25 protein-coding genes and 1 other RNA gene are annotated in these 25121 nt (G+C 63.5%); 4 read left to right on the top strand and 22 right to left on the bottom strand.

The features are described 5' to 3' along the window. Positions 1–29: 29 nt before the first annotated feature. From ftsA to rsmI, 16 genes are all read right to left on the bottom strand, one after another. Entirely contained in the window at positions 30–1274 is a 1245-nt protein-coding gene (gene ftsA, locus CW360_RS15220) for a cell division protein FtsA (protein ID WP_093985922.1), read from the bottom strand. Between the two features lie 16 nt (positions 1275–1290). Then, positions 1291–2166: a cell division protein FtsQ/DivIB gene (locus CW360_RS15215; protein WP_101194290.1), complete on the bottom strand. Its 876-nt coding sequence runs from the start codon at positions 2164–2166 to the stop codon at positions 1291–1293. Between the two features lie 3 nt (positions 2167–2169). Next, a complete protein-coding gene (locus tag CW360_RS15210; protein WP_093985920.1) occupies positions 2170–3111 on the bottom strand; it encodes a D-alanine--D-alanine ligase in 942 nt (313 codons plus the stop codon). Next, positions 3108–4544: a UDP-N-acetylmuramate--L-alanine ligase gene (gene murC / locus CW360_RS15205; protein ID WP_101194289.1), complete on the bottom strand. Its 1437-nt coding sequence runs from the start codon at positions 4542–4544 to the stop codon at positions 3108–3110. The genes CW360_RS15210 and murC overlap by 4 nt, the downstream gene beginning before the upstream one ends. After that, on the bottom strand, positions 4537–5607 hold the full coding sequence (murG, locus tag CW360_RS15200; RefSeq protein WP_101194288.1) for an undecaprenyldiphospho-muramoylpentapeptide beta-N-acetylglucosaminyltransferase: 1071 nt from the start codon (positions 5605–5607) through the stop codon (positions 4537–4539). Before murG ends, murC begins: the two co-directional genes overlap by 8 nt. Continuing rightward, a complete protein-coding gene (ftsW, locus tag CW360_RS15195; RefSeq protein WP_371870502.1) occupies positions 5597–6841 on the bottom strand; it encodes a putative lipid II flippase FtsW in 1245 nt (414 codons plus the stop codon). Before ftsW ends, murG begins: the two co-directional genes overlap by 11 nt. Further along, the gene (murD, locus tag CW360_RS15190; RefSeq protein WP_101194287.1) at positions 6838–8184 is read right to left on the bottom strand and encodes a UDP-N-acetylmuramoyl-L-alanine--D-glutamate ligase; all 1347 of its coding nucleotides are present in this window, start codon (positions 8182–8184) and stop codon (positions 6838–6840) included. The genes ftsW and murD overlap by 4 nt, the downstream gene beginning before the upstream one ends. 10 nt (positions 8185–8194) lie before the next feature. After that, entirely contained in the window at positions 8195–9277 is a 1083-nt protein-coding gene (mraY, locus tag CW360_RS15185; protein ID WP_101194286.1) for a phospho-N-acetylmuramoyl-pentapeptide-transferase, read from the bottom strand. Further along, positions 9277–10647, bottom strand: coding sequence for a UDP-N-acetylmuramoyl-tripeptide--D-alanyl-D-alanine ligase (locus CW360_RS15180; protein ID WP_101194285.1), 1371 nt, complete (start codon positions 10645–10647; stop codon positions 9277–9279). Before CW360_RS15180 ends, mraY begins: the two co-directional genes overlap by 1 nt. Continuing rightward, a complete protein-coding gene (gene murE, locus CW360_RS15175) occupies positions 10640–12103 on the bottom strand; it encodes a UDP-N-acetylmuramoyl-L-alanyl-D-glutamate--2,6-diaminopimelate ligase (RefSeq protein WP_101194284.1) in 1464 nt (487 codons plus the stop codon). The genes CW360_RS15180 and murE overlap by 8 nt, the downstream gene beginning before the upstream one ends. Beyond that, a complete protein-coding gene (locus CW360_RS15170; protein WP_101194283.1) occupies positions 12103–13830 on the bottom strand; it encodes a peptidoglycan D,D-transpeptidase FtsI family protein in 1728 nt (575 codons plus the stop codon). Before CW360_RS15170 ends, murE begins: the two co-directional genes overlap by 1 nt. Next, positions 13827–14120: a cell division protein FtsL gene (gene ftsL, locus CW360_RS15165; protein WP_093985912.1), complete on the bottom strand. Its 294-nt coding sequence runs from the start codon at positions 14118–14120 to the stop codon at positions 13827–13829. Before ftsL ends, CW360_RS15170 begins: the two co-directional genes overlap by 4 nt. Then, the gene (gene rsmH, locus CW360_RS15160; RefSeq protein ID WP_101194282.1) at positions 14117–15058 is read right to left on the bottom strand and encodes a 16S rRNA (cytosine(1402)-N(4))-methyltransferase RsmH; all 942 of its coding nucleotides are present in this window, start codon (positions 15056–15058) and stop codon (positions 14117–14119) included. The genes ftsL and rsmH overlap by 4 nt, the downstream gene beginning before the upstream one ends. 2 nt (positions 15059–15060) lie before the next feature. Continuing rightward, entirely contained in the window at positions 15061–15516 is a 456-nt protein-coding gene (gene mraZ / locus CW360_RS15155) for a division/cell wall cluster transcriptional repressor MraZ (protein WP_093985910.1), read from the bottom strand. Between the two features lie 321 nt (positions 15517–15837). Then, an RNA gene (rnpB, locus tag CW360_RS15150) (RNase P RNA component class A) lies at positions 15838–16187 on the bottom strand. Between the two features lie 79 nt (positions 16188–16266). Next, positions 16267–17118 carry a 16S rRNA (cytidine(1402)-2'-O)-methyltransferase gene (rsmI, locus tag CW360_RS15145; protein ID WP_392528565.1) on the bottom strand — a complete coding sequence of 284 codons (852 nt, stop codon included), beginning with the start codon at positions 17116–17118 and terminating at the stop codon, positions 16267–16269. 137 nt (positions 17119–17255) lie between these two features. Between rsmI and CW360_RS15140 the strand changes: the two genes are divergently transcribed. From CW360_RS15140 to CW360_RS15125, 4 genes are all read left to right on the top strand, one after another. Then, positions 17256–19061: a penicillin-binding protein activator gene (locus tag CW360_RS15140; protein WP_101194281.1), complete on the top strand. Its 1806-nt coding sequence runs from the start codon at positions 17256–17258 to the stop codon at positions 19059–19061. Continuing rightward, positions 19058–19408: a YraN family protein gene (locus CW360_RS15135; RefSeq protein ID WP_093985908.1), complete on the top strand. Its 351-nt coding sequence runs from the start codon at positions 19058–19060 to the stop codon at positions 19406–19408. The genes CW360_RS15140 and CW360_RS15135 overlap by 4 nt, the downstream gene beginning before the upstream one ends. Before the next feature lie 127 nt (positions 19409–19535). Next, positions 19536–20129, top strand: coding sequence for a phosphoheptose isomerase (locus CW360_RS15130; RefSeq protein WP_093985907.1), 594 nt, complete (start codon positions 19536–19538; stop codon positions 20127–20129). Next, positions 20126–20662 carry a BON domain-containing protein gene (locus tag CW360_RS15125; protein ID WP_093985906.1) on the top strand — a complete coding sequence of 179 codons (537 nt, stop codon included), beginning with the start codon at positions 20126–20128 and terminating at the stop codon, positions 20660–20662. Before CW360_RS15130 ends, CW360_RS15125 begins: the two co-directional genes overlap by 4 nt. Before the next feature lie 50 nt (positions 20663–20712). Here CW360_RS15125 and CW360_RS15120 read toward each other — a convergent pair whose 3' ends face one another. From CW360_RS15120 to rpsI, 6 genes are all read right to left on the bottom strand, one after another. Further along, positions 20713–21120: a ClpXP protease specificity-enhancing factor gene (locus CW360_RS15120; RefSeq protein ID WP_093985905.1), complete on the bottom strand. Its 408-nt coding sequence runs from the start codon at positions 21118–21120 to the stop codon at positions 20713–20715. A gap of 9 nt (positions 21121–21129) precedes the next feature. Then, positions 21130–21747, bottom strand: coding sequence for a glutathione S-transferase N-terminal domain-containing protein (locus tag CW360_RS15115; protein ID WP_093985904.1), 618 nt, complete (start codon positions 21745–21747; stop codon positions 21130–21132). A gap of 92 nt (positions 21748–21839) precedes the next feature. After that, complete coding sequence (locus CW360_RS15110) at positions 21840–22619, bottom strand: cytochrome c1 (protein WP_101194280.1); 780 nt, start codon at positions 22617–22619, stop codon at positions 21840–21842. Next, positions 22619–23830: a cytochrome b gene (locus tag CW360_RS15105; RefSeq protein ID WP_093985902.1), complete on the bottom strand. Its 1212-nt coding sequence runs from the start codon at positions 23828–23830 to the stop codon at positions 22619–22621. The genes CW360_RS15110 and CW360_RS15105 overlap by 1 nt, the downstream gene beginning before the upstream one ends. After that, positions 23830–24423, bottom strand: coding sequence for a ubiquinol-cytochrome c reductase iron-sulfur subunit (gene petA, locus CW360_RS15100; protein ID WP_093985901.1), 594 nt, complete (start codon positions 24421–24423; stop codon positions 23830–23832). Before petA ends, CW360_RS15105 begins: the two co-directional genes overlap by 1 nt. A gap of 296 nt (positions 24424–24719) precedes the next feature. Continuing rightward, complete coding sequence (rpsI, locus tag CW360_RS15095; RefSeq protein ID WP_101194279.1) at positions 24720–25112, bottom strand: 30S ribosomal protein S9; 393 nt, start codon at positions 25110–25112, stop codon at positions 24720–24722. Positions 25113–25121 lie beyond the last annotated feature (9 nt).

The following is a 25121-nucleotide window of genomic DNA, read 5'->3' as shown; positions in this document are numbered from 1 at the left end:
TCTAGTTGTATCGCCTACTGCTACCGCGCTTAGAAATTGCCCTGGAACCAGCGTTTCAATCTTTCCAGTACCGGCGTTGCCGTCTCCTCACCACGCCCACCCGCGCTGTACCCACTGCCTTCGGACTGCTTCTGCAGGCCGTACAGCAACAGGCCAACCCCGGTTGCGTAGATTGGATTGCGCACGACATCGGTCATTCCCTTGACACTGTGCGGCACGCCCAGGCGTACCGGCATGTGAAAGATCTCTTCGGCCAGTTCGACAGCACCTTCCATCTTCGAGGTACCGCCGGTGAGGACGATCCCTCCTGGAATCAGATCCTCGTAGCCACTGCGCCGCAACTCGGCCTGGATGAGGGTGAACAGCTCGTCGTAACGCGGTTCAACCACTTCTGCCAGGGCCTGGCGGGACAGTTCGCGCGGTGGCCGGTCTCCCACGCTGGGGACCTTGATGGTTTCCCCCGCACCGGCCAGTTTGGCTAGGGCGCAAGCATACCGAATCTTGATCTCCTCGGCATACTGAGTCGGGGTGCGTAATGCCATTGCGATATCATTTGTGACCTGGTCGCCAGCAATCGGGATGACGGCCGTGTGGCGAATGGCTCCATCCGCGTAAATCGCGATATCCGTGGTGCCACCACCGATGTCGACCAGGCACACGCCCAGGTCCTTTTCATCGTCGGTAAGCACCGAGTAGGCCGAGGCCAATTGCTCGAGAATGATGTCGTCGACCTCCAGGCCACAGCGGCGCACGCACTTCTCGACGTTCTGTGCCGCGTTCACCGCGCAGGTCACGACATGCACCTTGGCCTCCAGGCGTACGCCGGACATGCCCAGCGGCTCGCGCACGCCTTCCTGGTTATCAATCACATAGTCCTGCGGCAGGCTGTGCAGCACTCGCTGGTCGGACGGGATGGCTACGGCCTGGGCCGCTTCGAGCACCCGTTCGAGGTCGGCCAGGCTGACCTCACGATCACGAATGGCCACGATACCGTGGCTGTTCTGGCTGCGGATATGGTTACCCGCCAGCCCCACGAAAGCCGAATGAATACGGCAGCCGGCCATCAGCTGGGCCTCTTCCACCGCACGCTGGATCGACTGCACGGTGGACTCGATATTCACCACCACGCCTTTCTTCAGGCCGCGCGACGGGCTGGTGCCGATGCCAACCACTTCCACCTGGCCGTCGGCGGTTACCTCGCCGACCAGCGCCACCACCTTGGAAGTGCCGATATCGAGACCGACGATCATCTTGCCGCTCTGCACGTTTGCCATGCTTGTTCCCTTCTCCTCAATTCACCGCTGTCGCAGGCGCGACAGCCGGCTCTACCTGACGCCAGGCCACGGCCAGGCCGTTGGGGTAGCGCAGGTCAACGCGTTGGATATTGGCCAGCTGAGGCTTGAGTTCGGCCTCATGGATGGCGATGAAACGGCGCAGTTTCTCTACCAGATTGTCACGCCCGAGCAGCAACTCCAGGCTGTGCCCCTCGGCGTTGGCCGTAGTCGTCAGGTACCAGCTGCCACGCTCACGCAGTTCCAGGCGGGCGATGGAGAAGCCCAACGGACGCAAGAGCTGGCTGAACACCTGATACTGCTGCATCACCTGTTCCTTGGCACGCTGCGGGCCGACCAGCTGGGGCAGATGCTGATAATGCTCCAGCTCGCGGGGCGCAAAGGCCTGGCCCTGGTTGTTGAGCAAGGCCTGCTCTCCCCAACGGGCAATCGGCAGCTGTTCTTCCAGGCGAATTACCAGTTGATCGGGCCACACACGGCGCACTTCGGCACTGGCGATCCAGCTCATCTGCTCCAGTTCGCCACGCATCGCCGCCAGGTCGACTTCCAGGAAGCTCGCCGCCGCGAACGGTGCAATACGCTCCTGCACAGCCTGCTGGCTGATGTAGCGCAGGTCGCCCTGCACACTGATCCGGCTGATCGGCCGGTCGGCATACGGCAACAGGCGCTGAGTCCCCTCATAGACCCCCAGCCCCAGCACTACCAGCGCCAGCGGCCAGAGCAGGCGCTTGAGCGGACTGAAGTCCGGGCGCGGCAGGCTCAAGCGCACGGGTTGCTTGGCCACCATGCGACTGGCCCCGCGTGGCGCCGGCTTGCCACCGCGCTGCGGTGCGCGCAGCGGCGCTGACGTGGGATGACGCAGGCTCATGACCATGGCTTAGCCCCTCGCCTCGACGCTGTCGGCAAGAATCGCCAGCACCAGCTGGGTGAAATCCAGGCCGGCAGCCCGCGCGGCCATCGGCACCAGGCTGTGATCGGTCATGCCCGGCACGGTGTTGACCTCGAGCAGCCAGAAACGCCCAGCAGCATCCTGCATCACATCGGCACGCGCCCAACCCTGCACGCCGACCGCCTCGCAGGCGCGCGCCGTCAGCTCGCGCAAGGCCTGTTCCTGGGCGGCCGGTAGGCCGCAGGGAATCAGGTACTGGGTGTCGTCGGCCAGGTACTTGGCCTCGTAGTCATAGAACTTGTGGGTTGTGCCCAGGCGAATCGGTGGCAGCACTTCGCCGCGCAGTACGGCCACGGTGAACTCCGGGCCATCGATCCACTGTTCGACCAGCACCTGCGCGTCATAGCGCGCGGCTTCCTGCCAGGCTTCGATAAGCGCCGTGAGGTTGTCGACCTTGGCCATGCCGATGCTCGAACCTTCATGGGCTGGCTTGACAATCAGCGGAAAGCCCAGCTCTGCCGCGGCGGCCTGGCAATCGGCCGGCGAAGCCAACGCGGCATGCCGCGGCGTCGGCAGGCCGAGACTATGCCAGACCTGCTTGGTACGCAGTTTGTCCATGGCCAGCGCCGAGGCCAGGATGCCGCTACCCGTGTAGGGGATGCCGGCACATTCGAGCAGCCCCTGCATGGCACCATCTTCGCCGCCCCGCCCATGCAGCACAATGAACGCACGGTCGACGTGCGCGTCAGCCAGGCGCTGCAGGATATCGTCACCGACATCGATCCCCACCGCATCCACCCCGGCCTGCAGCAAAGCCTGCAGTACGGCGTTACCGGATTTAAGGGAAACCTCGCGCTCGGCGCTCTTGCCGCCAAACAGCACGGCAACGCGGCCGAAGGCCTGCGGATCAAGGGTGCACTTCAGGCTCATTTCGACTCACCAGCGAACAGGGGGTGCTTGCACAATTGGCCAGCCAGGGCACCGATATCCCCGGCGCCCTGGCACAGCAGGATGTCGCCGTCGCGCAGCAACGGCTTGAGAATCGGGGCCAGGTCAGTACCCCGCTCGACATAGATCGGGTCGAGCTGACCGCGCTGACGGATGCTGTGGCACAGCTGGCGGCTGTCGGCGCCGGGAATCGGCTCCTCGCCGGCCGGATAGACCTCCATCAGCAGCAGGACATTGGCATCACCCAGCACCTGCACGAAGTCCTCGTAGAGGTCACGGGTACGGCTGTAGCGGTGCGGCTGGTAGACCATCACCAGGCGCCGCTCCGGCCAACCGCCGCGTACCGCCTTGATCACCGCCGCTACTTCACGAGGGTGATGACCATAGTCATCGACCAGCATTACCCGCCCCTCGCCCAGCGACAGCTCCGGGTACACCTGGAAGCGCCGCCCAACCCCCTGGAAACCGGCCAGCCCCTGGACGATCGCGGCATCGTCGAGCCCCTCGTCGGTGGCAATGGCAATGGTGGCCAGGGCATTCAGCACATTGTGATTGCCCGGCATGTTGACGCTGACCTGCAGCGGCTCACGCTCGCGGCGCAACACGGTGAAATGGGTCTGCATGCCTTGCTGGCGGACATTGATGGCCCGTACGTCGGCATCCTCGGCAAAACCGTAGGTAACGATCGGCCGCGCTACCTGCGGGAGAATCTCGCGCACCACCGGATCATCTACGCACAGCACCGCCAGCCCGTAGAACGGCAGGTTGTGGAGGAACTCGACAAAGGTCTTCTTCAGCTTGTTGAAATCGCCGCCGTAGGTACTCATATGGTCGGCGTCGATATTGGTCACCACCGCGACCAGCGGCTGCAGGTGCAGGAAGCTGGCATCGCTTTCATCGGCCTCGGCCACCAGGTAGCGACTGGTCCCCAACTGGGCATTGGTGCCGGCGGCATTCAGTCGGCCACCGATGACGAAGGTTGGATCGAGCTTGGCGGCGGCAAACACCGAGGCGATCAGGCTGGTAGTGGTGGTCTTGCCATGCGTACCGGCCACGGCAATGCCATGCCGGTAGCGCATCAACTCGGCCAGCATCTCCGCGCGCGGCACTACCGGAATGCGGCGCTCCAGGGCATACGCCACTTCCGGGTTGCTCGGATTGACAGCACTGGACACCACCAGCACATCGGCACCACTGGCATTACTGGCGGCATGCCCAATATGCAGGGTGGCACCAAAGCGCTGCAGGCGTTCGGTCACCGGCGACGCCTTGAGGTCCGAGCCGGATACCTGATAACCGAGGTTGAGCAGCACCTCGGCAATCCCACACATACCGACCCCGCCGATACCGACGAAATGAATATGCCGGATGCGGCGCATTTCCGGCTGCGGCATGGCTTTACGGCTTTCAACCATGGGCCACCTCCAAGCAGGTATCAACCACCACCTTGGTGGCATCGGCTTTGGCCAGGCGCCGGGCGGCGGCAGCCATGGCAGTCAAACGTTCGCGGTGCATGGAAACCTCGGCAAGCTGCGCGGCCAAGTGGGCCGCGTCGGTCGTACGTTGGGCCAGGAGCACGGCAGCGCCCTCACTGACCAGAAATTCGGCATTGCGTGTCTGGTGGTCGTCGATGGCATGCGGCAGCGGCACCAGGAACGCCGCCTTGCCGGCCGCTGCCAGCTCGCTGACGGTCAGCGCCCCGGCCCGGCAGATCACCAGGTCAGCCCAGGCATAACTGGCGGCCATGTCCGTAATGAACGGCAGCACTTCGGCAACCAGTCCGGCGGCGCGGTAACGCTCGGCCGTCAGTTCGGCGTGACGACGCCCGGCCTGATGGCAGACCTGCGGGCGCTGCTCCGCCGGCAACAAGGCCAGCGCATCGGGCAGCAGGCGGTTGAGCGGTTCGGCACCCAGGCTGCCGCCCAGCACCAACAGACGCAGCGGGCGATGCGCGGACTGCGGCACAGAGGGCGTAAGAAAAACTTCCGGGCGTACCGGATTACCCGTGGTACGCAGCTTGGCCGATGCGGCAAAGGCGCCCGGAAACGCCTGGCAGATGCGCGCCGCCAACGGCGCCAGGGCACGATTGGCCGTACCGGCAACGGCATTTTGCTCATGAATCACCAGCGGCACGCCGGACAGACGCGCGGCCAAGCCGCCCGGGCCGGTGACATAGCCGCCCATACCCAGCACGCAGACCGGACGCAGCGTGCGCAGTACACGCCAGGCCTGCCACAGGGCACGCAACAGCTGCCAGGGCGCCTTGAGCAGCGCCAGCTTGCCCTTGCCGCGAAGGCCGCTGACCTGAATACGTTGCAGCGGCAGACCGGCCGCTTCGACCAGTTCGTTCTCGATCCCCTGCGGCGTGCCCAGCCAGTGCACCTCGTAGCCGCGTGCCTGGAACTCGCGGGCACAGGCCAGCGCCGGGAATACGTGACCGCCGGTGCCGGCAGCCATGATCAGCACCTTAGCGGCCATGGCGCAGCCCTCCCGACAACGGCGCAGGGGCCGGTTCGAGGAAGTCCTCCTCGCGGAACTCATAGTCGGCACTGCCCAGCAAGGCCGTACGCCGTTCCCACTCGATACGCAGCAACAAGGCCAGGCTGACACAGCAGATCACCAGCGAGCTGCCACCATAGCTGAGGAAGGGCAAGGTCAGTCCCTTGGTCGGCAGCAGGCCGACGTTCACGCCGATGTTGATTAGGATCTGGCCGATCCACAGCACCGCCAGGCCATAGGCCAGGTAAGCCGCGAAGAACTGCCGCGCCTGCTCGGCCCACAGGCCGATGTACAGCGCGCGAACACTGACGAAGACGAACAGCGCCACACTGATCAGCGCCCCCAGCATACCCAGCTCTTCGGCCAGCACGGAAAACACGAAGTCGGTATGCGCTTCCGGCAGATAGAACTGCTTCTGGATGCTGTTGCCCAGGCCCACGCCGAACCACTCGCCACGCCCGAAGGCAATCAGCGCCTGGCTGAGCTGGTAGCCGGCACCAAACTGATCGGCCCACGGATCGACGAAGTTGAGCAGGCGCTGCATACGGTAGCTTTGGCTGGTCATCACCAGCACCCCGGCGCCGAGCACCGCGCTGGCCAGTGGGATGAAGCGCAGCAGGCTGACCCCGCCGAGGAACAGCATGGCAATCGCCGCGCCAAACAGCACCACGGTGGCCCCGAAATCGGGCTCGGCCAGCAGCAGGAAGCCCAGCATGCCCAGCAGCACCAGCGGCTTGAAGAAGCCACGCCAGGTATTGCGCACTTCCTCGCGGCGACGCACCAGATAACCCGCCAGGAAAACCACGGTGAACAGCTTGGCCAGCTCGGACGGCTGCACGTTGAACAGGCCGAAGCCAATCCAGCGCTTGGCACCGTTGACCTCTCGACCGATCCCCGGCAGCAGCACGAGAATCAGCAGCACAAAAGACACCAGCAGCAGTGGCGCTCCCGCACGCTGCCAGAACGACAACGGCAGCAGCAACACAAACAACCCGGCACACAGCCCGATGGCCAGGTACACCAGGTGACGGATCATGTGATACAGCGGGTTACCGGACAGCGCGGCAGCCACCTCGGTGGAAGCCGAGGCAATCATCACCAGGCCCAGGCCAAGCAGTGCCAGGCAACCCGCCAGCAGCGGGAAGTCCAGGTCAATGCCGCGCCCACTGTTCAGCGGCGACGGCTGCTTGAGCAGCTCGGCCAAACGACTCAGCACAGGGCCTCCACGGCGCGGGCAAACAGCTGGCCGCGCTCCTCGAAGTTCTTGAACATATCCAGGCTGGCGCAGGCTGGCGACAGCAGTACCGCATCCCCTGGCTGGGCCAACTCCGTGCAGCGCGCAACCGCCTCTTCCAAGTTGCTCACGCGCAGCAGTGGCACACCATCGCCCAAGGCATCGGCCAGCCGCTCGGCATCGCGCCCGAGCAACACCACGGCGCGGCAGAATTTGCTAACGGGGGCCTTGAGCGCCGAGAAATCGGCGCCCTTGCCGTCACCGCCGGCAATCAGCAGCAGTTTGCCGGCGATATCGCTGCCCAGCCCTTCGATGGCCGCCAGCGCGGCGCCAACATTGGTGGCCTTGGAGTCGTCGTAGTAGCTCACGCCCCGGCGCTCACGCAGCCACTGGCAACGATGGGCCAGGCCGGGGAAGGCTTGCAGCGCCTGGAGCATCGCTGCCATTGGCAGGCCTACGGCATGCCCCAGGGCCAGCGCTGCCAGCGCGTTGCTGTAGTTGTGCGCGCCACGTATCTTCAGTTCGGTAGTGGCCAGCAGCGGCTGGAACTGCAGCGCCAGATAGCTCTGGCCGTCCTGCTGCAACAGGCCGAAACGTTTGAAATCCGACTTGTCGAGACCAAAGCTCCAGCACGGCACCTGATCGGCAATCAACGGACGCGACAGCGGATCATCGCGGTTGACCACCACCTGGCGGGCACCGCGGAAAATGCGGTGCTTGGCCAGGTGGTACTGAATCATGCCGTCATAGCGATCCATGTGGTCTTCGCTGATGTTCAGGCAGGTGGCCACCTCGGCATTCAGACGCTCGGTGGTTTCCAGCTGGAAGCTGGACAGCTCCAGTACGTACAGCTCGACCTCGTCGCTGAGCAGGTCCAGCGCCGGGGTACCGATATTGCCACCCACCGCCACCTTCCTGCCGGCCGCCGCCGCCATCTCGCCGACCAGGGTGGTCACGGTGCTCTTGGCGTTGGAACCGGTGATGGCAACGATCGGGGCCTTGGCGTAGCGGGTGAACAGGTCGATGTCGCCGGACATCTTCACGCCGCGCGCGGCGGCTTCGCGCAGCGCCGGGGTGGCCAGGGCCATGCCGGGGCTCACATAGAGCTCCGCGGCGCGGCACAGAAAATCGACATCCAGCTCACCGCAACGCACGTCCACCTGCGGGTAATCGCGCTGCAGGGTGGCCAGCTCCGGTGGGTTGCTGCGGGTATCGGCTACCGCGAAAGGCAACCCCTGGCGCGCCAGGAAGCGCACCACGGACATGCCACTCTTGCCGAGGCCGACAACAATACGAAACTGGTCGGAAGCGATCAGGCTCACGGGTACGTCCTCAGCGCAGCTTCAGGGTGGCCAGGCCGATCAGCACCAGAATCACGGTGATGATCCAGAAGCGCACGATCACCCGCGGCTCCGGCCAGCCTTTGAGTTCGAAATGGTGATGGATCGGCGCCATGCGGAACACGCGCTTGCCGGTCAGCTTGAAGCTGGCCACCTGGATCATCACCGAGAGGGTTTCCATGACGAACACCCCGCCCATGATGAACAGCACGATCTCCTGACGGACGATCACCGCGATAGTGCCGAGCGCGGCACCGAGGGCCAGCGCACCGACGTCACCCATGAACACCTGCGCGGGGTAGGTGTTGAACCACAGAAAGCCCAGCCCCGCCCCCACCAGTGCGGCACAGAACACAATCAATTCGCCAGCACCTGGTACATAGGGAATCAGCAGGTACTGGGCAAAATTGATGTTGCCCGACAGGTAGCAGAAGATTGCCAGTGCACCGGCCACCATCACCGTGGGCAGGATCGCCAGGCCATCCAGGCCGTCGGTGAGGTTCACCGCATTGCTGGTGCCGACGATGACGAAATAGGTCAGCACCACGAAACCCACGCCCAGCGGCAACGCCACGTCCTTGAGCAGGGGCACGATCAGCGTGGTTTCCACCGGATTCTGCGCCGTGACATACAGGAAGATAGCCGCCGCCAGGCCGAACACCGACTGCCAGAAATACTTCCAGCGACTCGGCAGGCCACGCGAGTTCTTCTCGATCACCTTGCGATAGTCATCCACCCAGCCGATGGCGCCGAACAGCAGGGTCACCGCCAGCACCGTCCACACGTAGCGGTTGGACAGGTCGGCCCAGAGCAATGTGCTGATGGCGATGGCCGTAAGAATCAGCGCGCCACCCATGGTCGGCGTGCCTTTCTTCGACAGGTGCGATTGCGGGCCGTCGTTACGCACGGCCTGGCCGATCTGACGGATCTGCAGGGTACGGATCATCCACGGACCCAGCCACAGCGACAGGGCGAGCGCAGTCAGCACGCCGAGAATGCCGCGCAGTGTCAGGTACTGGAACACGGCAAAGCCCTTGTGGAACTGTTGCAGGTACTCGGCGAGTAGCAGCAGCATCAGTGAATCTCCCCGGATTGGCCACAGAGTGCCGCGACGACCTTGTCCATCGCCGCGCTGCGTGAGCCTTTTATTAGAATGGTGGTGCCGGCCGTTTCGGCCTGCAGAGCGCTGATCAGGCTGGCCTGATCAGCAAAATGACGGGCGCCGGCACCGAATGCCGCCACGGCATGGCGCATCAGCGGGCCTACCGCATACAGTGCAGAGACTTTGCCGGCGGCATGCGCACCCACCTGACGATGGCCTTCTTCGGCCCACTCGCCCAGCTCGCCCATGTCGCCCACTACCAACAGGGTACGTCCGGCAAAACCGGCCAGAATGTCCACCGCCGCGCACATCGACACAGGGTTGGCGTTATAGCTGTCATCGATGACCCGCACACCCTGCGCCGTCAACTGCGCTACGCAGCGCCCGGGCACCGGCTGCAGGGCCTGCAACCCGGCGACCATCGCAGCCAGGCTGACGCCCAGGGCATGCGCCGCCGCGCAGGCCGCCAGGGCATTGCTGACATTGTGCTCACCCAGCAGGTTGAGCTGGACCACGGCCTGTCCCTGCGGGCTGTGCAGGGTAAAGCCCTGGCAGCCACGGGCATCACGGTGCAACTCGCCCGCATGGAAGTCGGCTCGCGCGTCCTGCAGGGCAAAACGCAGGATCGACCGCCCGGCGGCACGCGCCTGCCAGGTGGCGAAGGCGGCATCATCCAGGTTAAGTACCGCCGTACCGTCAGCCGGCAAACCCTCAATAATCTCGCCCTTGGCCTCGACGATTTTTTCCGGACCGCCGAACTCGCCAACATGGGCATTCCCGGCATTGGTCAGGATAGCCACCTGCGGACGCGCCAGGGCCACGGTGTAGGCAATCTCGCCGACATGGTTGGCACCCAGTTCGATCACCGCCGCAACATGCTGTTCGGCCAACTCCAGCAGGGTCAGCGGTACCCCGAGGTCATTATTGAGGTTGCCACGCGTGGCCAGCACTTCGCCATCCAGCGCCGCACGCAGGATGGCCGCGAGCATTTCCTTGACCGTGGTCTTGCCACTGGAGCCGGTCACTGCCGCCAACTGGCCACGAAACGCCTGACGATTCAGTGCGCCCAGCTGGCCCAGCGCCAGTCGTGTGTCAGCCACCTGCAACTGCGGCAGGGCCAGGCTGGCATCCGCCTGCTCGACCAGCGCCGCCACGGCGCCCTTGGCCGCCACTTCCGCCAGGTAGGCATGCCCGTCGAAATTCGGCCCACGCAAGGCAACGAACAGTTGCCCCGGCTGCAGGCGCCGGCTGTCCGTGCACAGGCTGCTGAACGCCACGTCCCCGCCCAGCAGACGACCATTCAGGGCCAGAGCCATTTCCGCCAGAGACAGTGGCTTAAGCATGGGCCACCTCCCAGGCACGCAGAGCCTCGGCGGCCTGTTGCAGGTCGCTGAACGGCAGGCGCTGGCCGTGGATTTCCTGATAATCCTCATGCCCCTTGCCAGCCAGCAGCACGACATCGCCGGCCTCGGCCTGGCTGACCAGGCGGGCAATCGCCTCGCCGCGCCCGGACAGGAAGGTCACCGCCTCCGGCTGCACGAAGCCGCCACGGATATCGGCAAAGATCTGCTCGGGCGCTTCGCTGCGCGGGTTGTCATCAGTCACCCAGACCTGATCAGCCAGTCGCTCGGCCACCGCGGCCATCAACGGACGCTTGCCGCGATCACGGTCGCCACCACAACCAAACAGGCAATAAAGCCGCCCCTGCACATGCGGACGCAAGGCCGACAGCACCTGCTCCAGGGCATCCGGGGTGTGCGCGTAATCGACCACCAGTACAGGCTGCCCCGGCTGGCCGAAGCGCTGCATGCGCCCCAGCGGCCCTTGCAGACGCGGCACCAGGGCGAGGATCTCGCCCAACGGATAACCCAGCGCCAGCAGGCTACCCACCACGGCCAGCAGGTTGCTCAGATTGAAACGACCGAGCAGCGCGCTGCGCAGCCAGCCTTCGCCCTGCGCGGTATGCAGGCGCGCCTGCACACCCTGTTCGGTGAAGCGCATTTCACTGCAGTACAGGCTGGCCTTGCTGTCTTGCTGGCTGTAGCTGAACAGCCGCGACGGCAGGCTCCGAGCGGCCAGCTCACGACCAAAGGCATCATCCAGGTTGATCACCCGGGCACGCAGGTCCGGCTGGGCGAACAGGCGCGCCTTGGCTTCGCCATAGGCCTGCATGTCACCGTGATAGTCGAGGTGGTCACGCGAAAGATTGGTGAACACGGCGAGGTCGAAATCCAGCGCAGCCACCCGCCCCTGCTCCAGACCATGGGAAGAAACCTCCATGGCCACGGCACGTGCGCCTGCCTGTTTCAGCTGTGCCAGGGTGGCCTGCACGCCCAGCGCATCCGGCGTGGTATGCCGCCCGGCCAGCAGTTCGCCATGGAAACCGTTACCCAGCGTACCGATGATTCCGCAGCGCTCGCCGAGCAGGTCCAGGGCCTGGGCCAGCAACTGGCTGACACTGGTTTTGCCATTGGTGCCAGTGATGCCGATCAGGCGCAGGGCGCGGCTCGGCTCGCCATAGAAACGCCCGGCAATCGCCGACAACTGGGCAGACAGGCCACGCACCGCGATCAGCGCGCACGCGCTGTCCTGCATCGGCGCAGCACCGTCAGCCTCGTAGACCACGGCTGCAGCGCCACGGGCAATGGCATCAGCGATATGCGCCCGGCCATCCGTCTGGCCACCCGGCACAGCCAGGAACAGGTCGCCCGGCAGAACCTTGCGACTGTCCAGGGCCAGTTCACGAATAAGCACCGCGGACTCGGCCTGCGGCAACAATTGATTGAGTGGCATGGGCATCAGAAGCGCCCTCCATTGACTTGGGCCAGCTTCTGCGGCTGCTCGTCGGCAGGCAGGTTATCCGGCGCGATATTCATCAAACGCAGCGCCCCGGCCATGACCTTGCCGAACACCGGAGCGGACACCAGGCCACCGTAGTAGGCACCGTTGCTCGGTTCGTCGATCATCACCACGGTGGCGATACGCGGGTTATCCATGGGGCCGACCCCGGCAAAGAAGGAGCGATAGGCCTTGTCGACGTAGCCTTTGCTGCCAACCGCCGCCTTGCGCGCGGTACCACTCTTGCCGCCGACGTGATAGCCCGGCACCTTGGCTCGTGCACCACCGCCACCCGGCTCTTCGACCACGGCTTGGAGCATCTGCAGCACCTGCTTGGCCACGGCGGCATCCATGACCTGTACCGGCTGCGGCAGGCGATCCTGACGGACCATCGACAGCGGCACGTTCTTACCCTCGTTGGCCAGTACGGCATAGGCATGCGCCAACTGCACGGCAGTCACCGACAGGCCGTAGCCATAGGCCAGGGTGGCGGTTTCCGCCTGCGGCCACTTGCGATGATTGGGCAGGTTGCCCACGCGCTCGCCAGGGAAACCCAGGCCGGTATCCTGGCCCAGGCCGGCCTGCTGCATCACCGCATAGATCGGCTCGGCACCGATATCGAAAGCAATCTTGCTGATGCCGACGTTGCTGGACTTCATGAGGATCTGCGTCAGGTCCAGCACGCCACCGCGCGACACATCGCGAATGGTGTAGCGGCCAATACGCAGGCTGCCCGGATGGGTATCCACGGTGCTCTCGGGCTTCCAGCGCCCGGTACCCAGTGCCGCAGCAATAGAGAACGGCTTGACCGTGGAACCCGGCTCGAAGACATCGATCATCGCGCGGTTGCGCATGGCCTGGGGATTGAGATTGCGCCGGTTGTTGGGGTTGTAGGTCGGCTGGTTGACCATGGCCAGCACTTCGCCGCTCTTCACATCGAGCATCACCAGACTGCCAGCCTTGGCACCGAACTCCTGCAGGGCATTGCGCAGCTCACGGTGCGCCAGGTACTGCAGGCGCAGGTCGATGGACAACGCCAGAGCCTTGCCCGACTTGGCGTTCTGGGTGACCTGGATATCCTTGATCAGCTTGCCGCGACGATCCTTGAGCACCTGGCGCTTGCCCGGCACACCGGCCAGCCACTCGTCGAAGGCCAGCTCGACGCCCTCGCGCCCCTTGTCATCGATATCGGTAAAACCGACCACATGTGCCGTGACTTCACCGGCCGGGTAGAAGCGCCGAAACTCTTCCACGCCATACACCCCGGGAATCCGGTATTCCAGTACCGCCTGACCCTGCTCGGGCGTCAGACCACGCATCAGATAGATGAATTCCCGCCGGGCGTTCTGCTCGATACGCTGCACCAGCGCACGCGGTTCCAGGCCCAGCAACGCGGCCAGCTCGGGGATACGCCCAGCCGCCGGTAACAACTCCTTGGGGTTGGCCCACAGGGTCATGACCGGCGTACTGACGGCCAACGGCTCGCCATTGCGGTCGGTAATCAGCCCGCGGTGTGCGGGAATCGGGATATGCCGCAGGCTGCGGGCATCGCCATGCGACTGCAGGAAATCCCGATCAACCACTTGCAGGTCGACAATCCGCCAGGCGATCGCTGCCACCAGCACGGCAAGCACCACCAGCACCAGACGAAAGCGCCACGGATACTGCACCCCGGGCAGGCGGATCATGGCGCCACCATGCGGACTTCGCCCGGCTCGGGAATGCGCATCTGCAAGCGCTCGGCGGCCAGACTCTCGATACGGTTATGCGCTGTCCAGGTGCTCTGCTCAAGAATCAGCCGTCCCCATTCGGCCTGCGCCTTGTCACGCACACTGAGCTCGCCATACAGCTCGTTGAGCAACTGGCGACTCCAATGCGCGCAGTAGGACACGCCCAGCGCCGACAGTACGATGCACACAAACAGCACCAGCAGCAGGCTGCTACCCGGTGGCAGGGGCTTGGCGAACAGGCGGCTCACCGCAGCTTCTCCGCAATACGCATGACGGCACTGCGCGAACGCGGGTTGGCACGTACTTCCGCTTCGCTGGCAAACACCGGCTTGCCATGCAGCTTCAGGCGCGGCTCGAACGCTTTGGGGATGATCGGCAGGTCACGCGGCAGGCGATCAACTTCGCCCTTGGCATGCCGGCGCATGAACTGTTTGACGATACGGTCTTCCAGGGAATGGAAGCCGATCACTACCAGCCGCCCACCCACGGCCAGGGCTTCGAGCGCCGCATCGAGGCCACGCTGCAAATCACCCAGTTCATTATTGACGTGGATACGCAGGCCCTGGAAAGCACGGGTCGCCGGGTTCTTGCCCTTCTCCCAGGCGGGATTGGCATCGGTAAGCACCTGGGCCAGGTCCGCAGTACGCTCGAACGGCTTGAGCGCACGACGCTGCACCACGGCTCGCGCCATACGCTTGGCGAAACGCTCTTCACCATACTCTTTGAAGACCCGGGCAATTTCTTCCTCGTCCGCCATGGCAATGAACTGCGCGGCACTCAGCCCGGCATGCGGATTCATGCGCATATCCAGCGGGCCGTCATTGACAAAGCTGAAGCCCCGCTCGGCGTCATCCAGCTGCGGCGAGGACACGCCAAGATCGAGCAATACACCATCCACTCGGCCATGCAGCTGGCGCTGCGCCAACTCATCGCCCAGCTCGGCAAAACTGCGCTGCACAACGACAAAGCGGCCGTCTTCGGCCGCCAGCGCTTGCCCCGTGGCAATAGCTTGCGGGTCTTTGTCAAAGCCCAGCAGGCGGCCCTCCGCTCCCAGCTTCTGCAGAAGCAGGCGACTATGCCCGCCGCGCCCGAAGGTGCCATCGACATAGCAGCCATCGCCGCGCACAGCCAGGGCCTCGATAGCTTCATCGAGCAATACGGTGATATGGCGAAACGGGCTGGTCATGCTCACAGGATCAGATCACGCAGGTCATCCGGCAGCGCGCCGGGTTGTTTGATGGCAGCCAGATCCGCTTCCGCCAGGGCATTCCAGGCATCCTCGTTCCACAGCTGAAACTTGTTCAGTTGCCCGACCAGCATGGCGTGCTTGTCCAGGCCGGCATGGGTGCGCAGGCGCGGCGGCACGAGAAAACGACCGTTGCCGTCCAGCTCGATATCCACTGCATTGCCGATCAGCAGGCGCTGCAGGCGGCGCGTCTCTTCGCGCAACGACGGCAGCTCACGCAGCTTGGCCTCGATCAGCTCCCACTCGGACAACGGATAGATACACAGGCAGGGGTCTACCGCATCAATGGTCACGATGAGCTGGCCAGCACAACGCGCAAGCAGCTCATCACGATACCGACTCGGCATCGCGAGGCGCCCTTTGGCGTCGAGACTGATGGCGTTAGCTCCGCGAAACAAGGCTGCGCTTCCCCTTATTAACTAGCTATCCGTGCCCATAAAAACCACTTCAACCCACTTTATGCCACTTCGGCACACTATAGGAACGCAGCAACCCCACCGTCAAGGCACGGCAAAGCGGAAAAATCCTTATGTGACGGCGATTTAGCGCCGACCCAGGGGGAATGAAGGGGCTTTTTGACGGAGCCAGAACAGGCAAAAACGAACCAGCACAAAGCACTGAACTTCGAACTTAAAGTACTTTGTTAAGAGTAAGATTTTTTAGGCATTAAAAAGGCGGGAAAAACAGCACTGCAGAAGTTACAGCAGCGAGAAAGGAAGGTGGAGAGTCGGCCTGTAAGCCGGGTTCTGTCGAGGACAGCCATTCCTCTACGCACTACATCACTGCAGCGCTTTAGCAACCTACCCGGTTCCAGCGCGGGCCACGCCAATGGAACCCTATTTGGTCTTGCTCCGAGTGGGGTTTACCTAGCCACGGACTGTTGCCAGCCGTGCGGTGCGCTCTTACCGCACCTTTTCACCCTTACCGGCGCTTGCGCGCTTAGGCGGTTATTTTCTGTGGCACTTTCCGTAGGCTCACGCCTCCCAGGCATTACCTGGCACTCCGCCCTATGGAGCCCGGACTTTCCTCCCCCTGCCAGATGGCAGGCAGCGACTGTCCAGCCGACTCTCCGCCGGCAAGGGTAACGGCAGCCGCCACAGGCGGCAAGCGCAAAGCGCAACAACCAGCGTCGCCGTGCCGCCTCAACGCTAAGACTGACGAGCCAGCGCTGCCTGGTACAACAGGTTCTTGCGCACCCCGGTAATCTCCGCCGCCAGCGCTGCGGCACGCTTGAGCGGCAAGTCGGCCAACAACAAGTCAAGCACGCGCAGCGCCTCACCACTCAGCGCCTCCTCGCCCTCGGGCGCCTGCCAGCCCGCCACCAACACCACACACTCACCGCGCTGCTGGTTGCTATCAGCCGCCACCCAGGCGCACAACTCATCCAGCGGCAGCCCCTTGAGGGTTTCAAAAGTCTTGCTCAACTCACGCCCAAGCACCGCCTGACGCTGCCCGCCAAAGGCCTCGCACATGTCCTGCAGGGACTCCAGCAGACGATGCGGTGCCTCGTAGAAGATCAAGGTGCGGGACTCCTCCGCCACGCCCTGCAGGCGCGCCTGGCGCGCTGCCGCCTTGGCCGGCAGGAAACCCTCGAAGATGAAGCGATCCGACGGCAGGCCAGCGGCAGAGAGTGCCGCGACTAGAGCACAGGCTCCCGGCACAGGCGACACACGAATCCCAGCCGCCCGCGCGGCACGCACCAGATGAAAGCCAGGATCGGAAATCAGCGGTGTACCGGCATCGGAAATCAGCGCCACATCCTCACCCGCCAGCAAACGCTCGACAAAGCGCCCCCCCTGTTCGCGCTCATTGTGCTCATGACAGGCGGCCAGCGGCGTCGTGATGCCGAAGTGCTGCAGCAGCCGCGACGAGTGACGGGTATCCTCCGCGGCAATCAACGCCACCTCGCGCAACACCCGCAGGGCACGCGCGCTGATGTCTTCCAGATTGCCGATCGGCGTAGCCACCACATACAGGGTACCGACAGCAGATGAACTCAAAGGGGCGGACGACACGGCAAACTCCGGGACATTGAACAGGCGCACGATTGTAACGGCTTTCCCGCCACAGGTTCGCACCCATGGCGCCCCTTCGGTACAATCGCTGATTCGTTGACCCGAGTACCAGGATAGACTCCATGACCTTGCGCCCCCTGCTCGCCTTCAGCCTTGCCGCCCTGCTTTGCGCCTGCGCAAGCGACGGCCGCGCCCCGCTTGGCGAACTGCCCCGCACCCCCAAGGCCAGCATTGAGCAACTGCTCAGCGAAGCCAGCAGCAGCCAAGGTGAACAGGCGGCGCTACTGCGCCTCTCCGCCGCCGAGCAGGCGTTGCGCCTGGGCCACTGGCAGCAGACCGCAGACATCCTGCAACAGGTGCCGCTGGACTCGCTCAAGCCGGCCCAGCAAATCTATGCCAGCACCCTGAGCGCTGAGCTGGACCTGGCCCGCCAACGCCCAAAAAGCGCGATCAAGGCCTTCGCCCATCCCAGCTTCGAGCGCCTCGCCGAACTGCCACTGGAGCAGCAACTGCGCAGCCAGAGCGTACGCGCCCAGGCCCTGGAAGCCGATAAACAACTGCTCGCGGCAGCCCGTGAGCGCGTGTTCATTGCCCCCCTGCTCGCCGACCAGCAACAGGCGGCCAACCATGCCCATATCTGGAAGCTGCTCAGCCAGCTTTCCCGCCAGGAACTGCACAGCGAGGGCGACAGCGAGTTCGACGCCTGGCGACAACTGGCACTGATCAGCAAGCAGAATGCCACGCCACAACAGCAAAGCGCGCAGATCGACGCCTGGCTGGCAGCCCACCCGCAGCACCCGGCGGCACAAGACCTGCCCCAGGCACTGCGCGACATCCAGCAACTGGCTCGCCAGCCCTTGCAGAAAATTGCCCTGCTGCTGCCCCAGGACGGCCCGCTGGCCTCGGTGGCACGCGCCCTGCGTGACGGCTTCCTGGCCGCGCACTACCAGGCCCTGGCCAGCAACCCACAGCTACCCAGCGTGCAACTGTATGACAGCAACAGCATCAGCTCGCTGGACGCTTTCTACCAGCAAGCCAGCCAGGACGGTATCCAGCTGGTCGTCGGCCCGCTGGAAAAACCGCTGGTCAAGCAACTCAGCGAACGCGAGCAACTGCCCCTGCCCACCCTCGCCCTCAACTACAGCGACAGCACGCGCACACCGCCGGCCCAGCTCTTCCAGTTTGGCCTGGCTGCCGAGGACGAGGCGCGCGCAGCCGCGCAACGCGCCTGGGATGACGGCATGCGCCGCGCCGTAGCGCTGGTGCCGAGCGGCGAATGGGGCCGCCGCGTGCTGGCCGCCTTCCAGGGTAGCTGGCAAGCACAAGGCGGGGAGCTGCTTGGCGTGCAATACATCGATCAACCCGTCGAGCTGGCACGACAGATTGCCGAGCTGCTGCAGCTGCGCCAAAGCGAAGCACGCGCGCAGCGCCTGGAGGCCGCCGTGGGCAGCACCATCGATGCGCAGCCGGCGCGTCGCCACGATATCGACTTCATCTTCCTCGCCGCCACACCGCAGCAGGCCCAACAGATCAAGCCAACGCTGGCCTTTCAATACGCCGGCGACATTCCGGTCTACGCCACATCGCACCTTTACAGCGGTACGCAGAACAGCACACAACTGCTCGACATGGACGGCATTCGCTTCTGCGAAACACCCTGGCTGCTGTTTGCCGACAACAGCCTGCAGCAACAGACCAGCGGTCAATGGCCGCAAGCCTCGGGCAGCCTGGGCCGCCTGTATGCCATGGGCGCCGATGCCTATCAGCTGACCCCGCGCCTGCAACAGCTGCAAAGCCTGCCGGGAATGAGCCTGGACGGCCTGTCCGGCCGCCTGAGCCTGGCTCCCGGACAACGCGTACAGCGCCAACTGCCCTGGGCCGAGATCCGCGACGGCCAGGTCGTGCCGCTGCCAGGCAACGATTATTGAGCCGCCAGCACAGCGGCCAGCTCGCCGAGCAACGCGCCTGTCAGTTCCTGCAACGCCAGGGACTGCGCTTGCTCGAGCGGAACTGGCGCTGCCGCCTGGGGGAACTGGACCTGATCATGCGCGACGACGACCATCTGGTGTTCGTCGAGGTACGCTATCGTAGCCATGCCGCCTGGGGCGGCGCGGCGGCCAGCGTCGATGCGCGCAAACAGGCACGACTGATTCGTGCCGCCGAGCAGTTTCTCCAGCAACACCCAGCCCTCGCACGCCTGGCCTGCCGCTTCGATGTCGTCGCCCTGGACGGCGAGCAACCGCCGGACTGGCTGCAGGGAGCATTTACCGGCTGAATCGGGTCTATCAAGCAATTCTGCTCGACCGATAACGTCCGGTCGGGTAAAAAACCACGCCATGGCGCCCGCTCACCGCGCAGGCAATAGTTCACCGGCGCAAGCCGCGCACTCGAAGGTCTCAACGATGGATATGCAATCCCGAATCCGCCAGATGTTCCAGGCCAGCATCGACACCAAGCAGCAGGCCATGGACGTGCTGATCCCCGTGATCGAACAAGGCAGCCAGGTCATGGTCAACGCCCTGCTCAACGAGGGCAAGATCCTCTCCTGCGGCAATGGCGGCTCGGCCGGCGATGCCCAGCACTTCTCCTCGGAACTGCTCAACCGCTTCGAACGCGAACGCCCCAGCCTGCCGGCCATGGCATTGACCACCGACAGCTCGACCATCACCTCGATCGCCAACGACTACAGCTACAACGAGGTGTTTTCCAAGCAGATCCGCGCCCTCGGCCAGCCCGGCGACGTGCTGCTGGCCATCTCCACCAGCGGCAATTCGGCGAATGTCATCCAGGCCATCCAGGCCGCACATGACCGTGAAATGACCGTTGTGGCGCTCACCGGCCGTGATGGCGGCGGCATGGCCTCGCTGCTGCTGCCGGAAGATGTGGAGATCCGCGTGCCAGCCAAGGTCACCGCACGTATCCAGGAAGTCCATCTGCTGGCCATCCACTGCCTGTGCGACCTGATCGACAACCAACTGTTCGGGAGTGAAGAATGACTCGCAAAGCCCTGCTTCTGCTCTGTCTCAGTACCTGCCTGGCCATCGCTGGCTGCAGCAACCGCAGCATCGGCAAGTCCATCGATGACAAGCTGCTGCCGGGACGCATCAGCAGCAAGATCAACCAGGCCAGCGCTGACCTGAAGAGCAACTCGAACGTGGTGGTGGTCAGTTATAACGGGGTAATTCTGCTGGCCGGGCAAACGCCGCGCGCCGACCTCAAGGAACTGGCCGAACGAGTGACCAAGTCAGAGCCCGGAGTGCGCCGGGTACACAACGAATTGCAGCTCATGCCGCCCAGCGCGGTCAGCGGCCTGGCACGCGTCAATGACGCGACCATCACCAGTTCGATCAAGACGCGCCTGACCGCCGACAGCAAGGTGCCAGCACGCAATATCAAGGTGGTTACGGAAAACGGCGTAGTCTTCCTCATGGGCCTGGTCAGTCGTCAGGAAGCCAACCTGGCCACGCGCATCGTGCAGGATGTCTCCGGGGTACAGAAGATCGTCCGCCTGTTCGAATACACCAACTGACAGACCATTCAGTACAGTCTTGGCCGTACCCGTAAGGTACGGCCGCCCCCTTACTTGACGACCTTCAGGCTGGGCCGACCGCCGGGCTTGGGCGGTTCATCCTGAGGCGTCGCACCTTCCTCTTCAGCCAGAACAGCTTCTGCTTCCGGGGCTTCCAGCTCGAAGACCATGCCTTGCCCGTTTTCTCGGGCATAGATCGCCAGCACGGCCGCGCAAGGCACGTATAAACGGTGCGCCACACCCCCAAAGCGCCCTTCGAAACTGACCGCCTGGTTGTCCATTTCCAGGTAGCGCACCGCCGACGGCGAAACATTCAAAACGATCTGTCCATCGCTGGCAAAACCGGGCGGCACGCGCACCTGCGGATAATCGCTATTGACCAGCAGATGCGGCGTGCATTGGTTATCCACGATCCATTCGTAGAGTGCACGCAACAGGTAGGGACGACTGGAGTTCATGCAGGCTCCTCAGCGCATATCGCGTTCGGCCGCCGACAGGCTGGCCTGGAACGCCGGTCGGGCAAAACCACGCTCCATATAATCAAGCAGGGGTTTGGCCGCACGGGGCAGTTCAATACCCAGCTGTGGCAGGCGCCAGAGAATGGGCAACAGGCAGCAATCTACCAGACTCATGTCCTCGCTCAAGAAGAAAGGCTTGTCGGCAAACAGTGGTGACACACCAATCAGGCTCTCGCGCAACTCCTTGCGCGCCTGCACCCGTACGGCATCCTTTTGCCGGGGATCAAGGATCTGGTCGACCTGTCGGCACCAGTCGCGCTGGATACGATGCACCAGAAGGCGGCTGTTAGCCCGCGCCACCGGATAAACCGGCAACAACGGCGGATGCGGATAGCGCTCGTCCAGGTACTCCATCACCACACTGGTCTCGTAGAGCGCCAGGTCGCGATCGGCCAGGGTAGGCAGGCTTCCGTAAGGATTGAGCTCGCTGAGTTGCGCCGGGCATTGTCCGGCCTGCACCTCGATAAGTTCAGCCTGCACGGATTTCTCGGCAAGTACCAGACGTACCCGATGGCTGTAATGGCTCAGCGGATCGGAAAACAGCGTCAGCTTGTTGATGGCGGCCATGCGGTGAGGCTCCTCCTCGCGGTTCAACTTTTTGGGAGGCAGAAAGACGCGCGCGCCCCGTAGGGCGCGCGCTGCGAACGGCCAGACAGTGCTTAGTGCACGTCTTTCCAGTACTCGCGTTTAAGCAGGTAGGCGAACACGAAGAAGAACGCCAGGAACAACAGTACGTAGGTACCGATACGCTGGCTCTCCAGCTTGACCGGGTTGGCCGAGTAGGCCAGGAAGGTCACCAGGTTCTTCACCTTCTCGTCGAACTGCTCGGGTGTCAGCTCGCCACTGTTCGGCACAATGGTCAGCTGGTCACAGGCTTCGTGAGTGATCGGCGCACCGGTCAGCGGGTCGAACTGCTTCTTGCCGCCCTCCACTACCTGTACCTGCTTGCAACCTACGACCTGACGGCCTTGCAGACCAGCCAGTACGTTGGGCATGCCGACATTCGGGAAGACCTTGTTATTGACGCCGTAGGGACGGGTCGGGTCCTCATAGAAGGCACGTAGGTAGCTGTACAGCCAGTCGTTGCCGCGTACGCGAGCCACCAGGGTCAGGTCGGGCGGCGCCGCACCGAACCACAGCTTGCCGTCCTGCTCACGCATGCTGCTCTTCATGTGGTCGCCGATCTTGGCGCCAGTGAATACCAGGTTGGCCTTCATCAGTTCTTCGCTGATGCCCAGGTCACGCGCGACACGCTCGTAACGCTGGTACTTGGCGCCATGGCAGCCCATGCAGTAGTTGGCGAAAGTACGCGCGCCGTCCTGCATGGCGGCCTTGTCGCGCAGGTCGATATCCACTTTATCCAGCGGAACTTCCAGAGCAGCGGCAGAGGCAAAAGCCGGCAGGAGCGCAAAAATAAGTGCTGCAAATTGCTTTTTCATTAGCCAGTCACCCTTTCCGGAACCGGTTTAGTCTTCTCCATCCGGGTGTAGAACGGCATCAGGATGAAGTAGGCGAAGTACAGTACGGTGCAGATACGCGCCAGCAGCGTGCGACCATCGGTCGGCGCCAGCACACCCAGCACACCGAGGATCACGAAGGACACGCAGAACACCAGCAGCCACAGTTTGCTCATCCAGCCTTTGTAGCGCATGGACTTGACCGGGCTACGGTCCAGCCAGGGCAGCACGAACAGCACGGCAATCGCTGCACCCATGGCAATCACACCCAGCAGCTTGTCCGGCACGGCGCGCAGGATGGCGTAGAAGGGCGTGAAGTACCACACCGGGGCAATGTGCGCAGGCGTCTTGAACGGGTTGGCCGCTTCGAAGTTCGGTTTCTCCAGGAAGTAACCGCCCATTTCCGGGAAGAAGAACACCACGGCACAGAACACGAAGAGGAACACTACGACGCCAACGATATCCTTGACGGTGTAGTAGGGGTGGAAGGGGATGCCATCCAGCGGCACGCCATTCTCGTCCTTCAGCTTCTTGATCTCGATGCCATCGGGATTGTTCGAACCCACTTCGTGCAGCGCCAGGATGTGCATGACCACCAGGCCAAGCAGGACGATCGGCAGGGCAATCACGTGCAGGGCAAAGAAGCGGTTCAGGGTAATCCCGGAGATCAGGTAGTCACCACGGATCCACTCGGTCAGGTCAGCACCAATCACCGGGATGGCACCGAACAGCGAGATGATCACCTGGGCACCCCAGTAGGACATCTGGCCCCAGGGCAGCAGGTAGCCCATGAAAGCCTCGGCCATCAGGGCAAGGTAGATCAGCATGCCGAAGATCCACACCAGCTCGCGCGGCTTCTGATAAGAGCCGTAGAGCAGACCGCGGAACATGTGCAGATAGACCACCACGAAGAACGCGGAAGCCCCGGTGGAGTGCAGGTAGCGGATGATCCAGCCGTACTCCACGTCGCGCATGATGTACTCGACGGAAGCGAAGGCTTCCTCGGCCGACGGGGTGAAGCTCATGGTCAGCCAGATACCGGTAAGGATCTGGTTGACCAGCACCAGCAGGGCCAGCGAACCGAAGAAATAGAAGAAGTTGAAGTTCTTCGGTGCGTAGTACTTGGACAGATGGTCTTCCCACATCTTGGTGGCGGGGAAGCGGGCGTCAACCCATTCCATGAACTTGCTCATCATGCCTTCTCCTGATCCACGCCGATGATGATGACGTCATCAGACTCGTAGCTGTACGGCGGAACCGGCAGGTTCAGCGGCGCCGGCTGGGCCTTGTAGACACGGCCCGCCAGATCGTACTTGGAGCCGTGGCAGGGGCAGAAATAGCCACCCTTCCAGTCTGGTCCCAGATCGGCCGGAGCGACTTCCGGACGGAACGACGGCGCGCAACCCAGATGGGTACACAGGCCGACGACCACCAGCAGCTCAGGCTTGATCGAACGGTGCTTCGGATCGACATAGCTCGGCTGTTCCGAGGCTTGCGATTGCGGATCCGCGACCTGCCCCTCGACAGCCTCCAGCGCAGCCAGAATCTCTGCGTTGCGGTTGAGGACGAACACCGGCTGACCACGCCACTCAGCAACGATTTGCTGACCCGGCTCGATCTTGCTGACATTCACCTTGACCGGGGCACCCGCAGCCTTGGCCTTCGCACTGGGGAACCATGACCCCACGAACGGGACCGCAGCGCCCGCCGCTCCTGCCGCACCTACCACAGAGGTAGCTGCCACAAGGAAGCGACGCCGGCCTGCATTCACGCCGTCATTGCTCATTAAGTCGTCTCCCATCAGCTGTATGGCCTGTGGTTCAGGCCTTTAGTATGAAAACGGTGGTGCGCTAAAAATTCGCCAGATGGTAAAGAAAAGCCCCAATTCTGACAAGGTAACAAGCTGTCACAGGGGCAGGAAAACCCCAGTAGTTCAGGCCTTTGCCGGGACCATCTCGCCACTTCATTGATCTGGCTCAAGCCCGCCGCACTCAACCGACCAACGCGACACCAGTAACGCTCCGGCATAAAAAAACGCCCACTTGCCAGTGGCAAATGGGCGTTCTTGGTGAAACGCCGAAATTAGCGCTTCGAGTACTGCGGACGCTTACGCGCCTTACGCAGACCGACTTTCTTACGCTCGACTTCGCGGGCATCGCGAGTCACGTAGCCGGCCTTACGCAGCGAGCTGCGCAGACCTTCGTCATAGGCGATCAGCGCGCGGCTGATACCGTGACGGATAGCGCCAGCCTGGCCGCTTACACCACCACCAAGCACGGTGATGTACAGGTCAAACTTCTCCAGGGTCTCGGTCAGCTCAAGCGGCTGACGCACGACCATGCGCGCGGTCTCACGACCGAAGAAGTTTTCCAGGGTGCGGTTGTTGATGGAAATCTTGCCAGTACCCGGACGCAGGAATACGCGTGCGGTAGCAGTCTTACGACGGCCAGTGCCGTAGTTTTGAGTCGCCGACATAATCAACTA

It is taken from the genome of Pseudomonas fluvialis (assembly GCF_002835605.1).
In the GTDB taxonomy this organism is placed as follows: Bacteria; Pseudomonadota; Gammaproteobacteria; order Pseudomonadales; family Pseudomonadaceae; genus Aquipseudomonas; species Aquipseudomonas fluvialis.
Note: the sequence above shows the minus strand (reverse complement) of the source record. Positions and strands in the feature narration are given on the sequence as shown.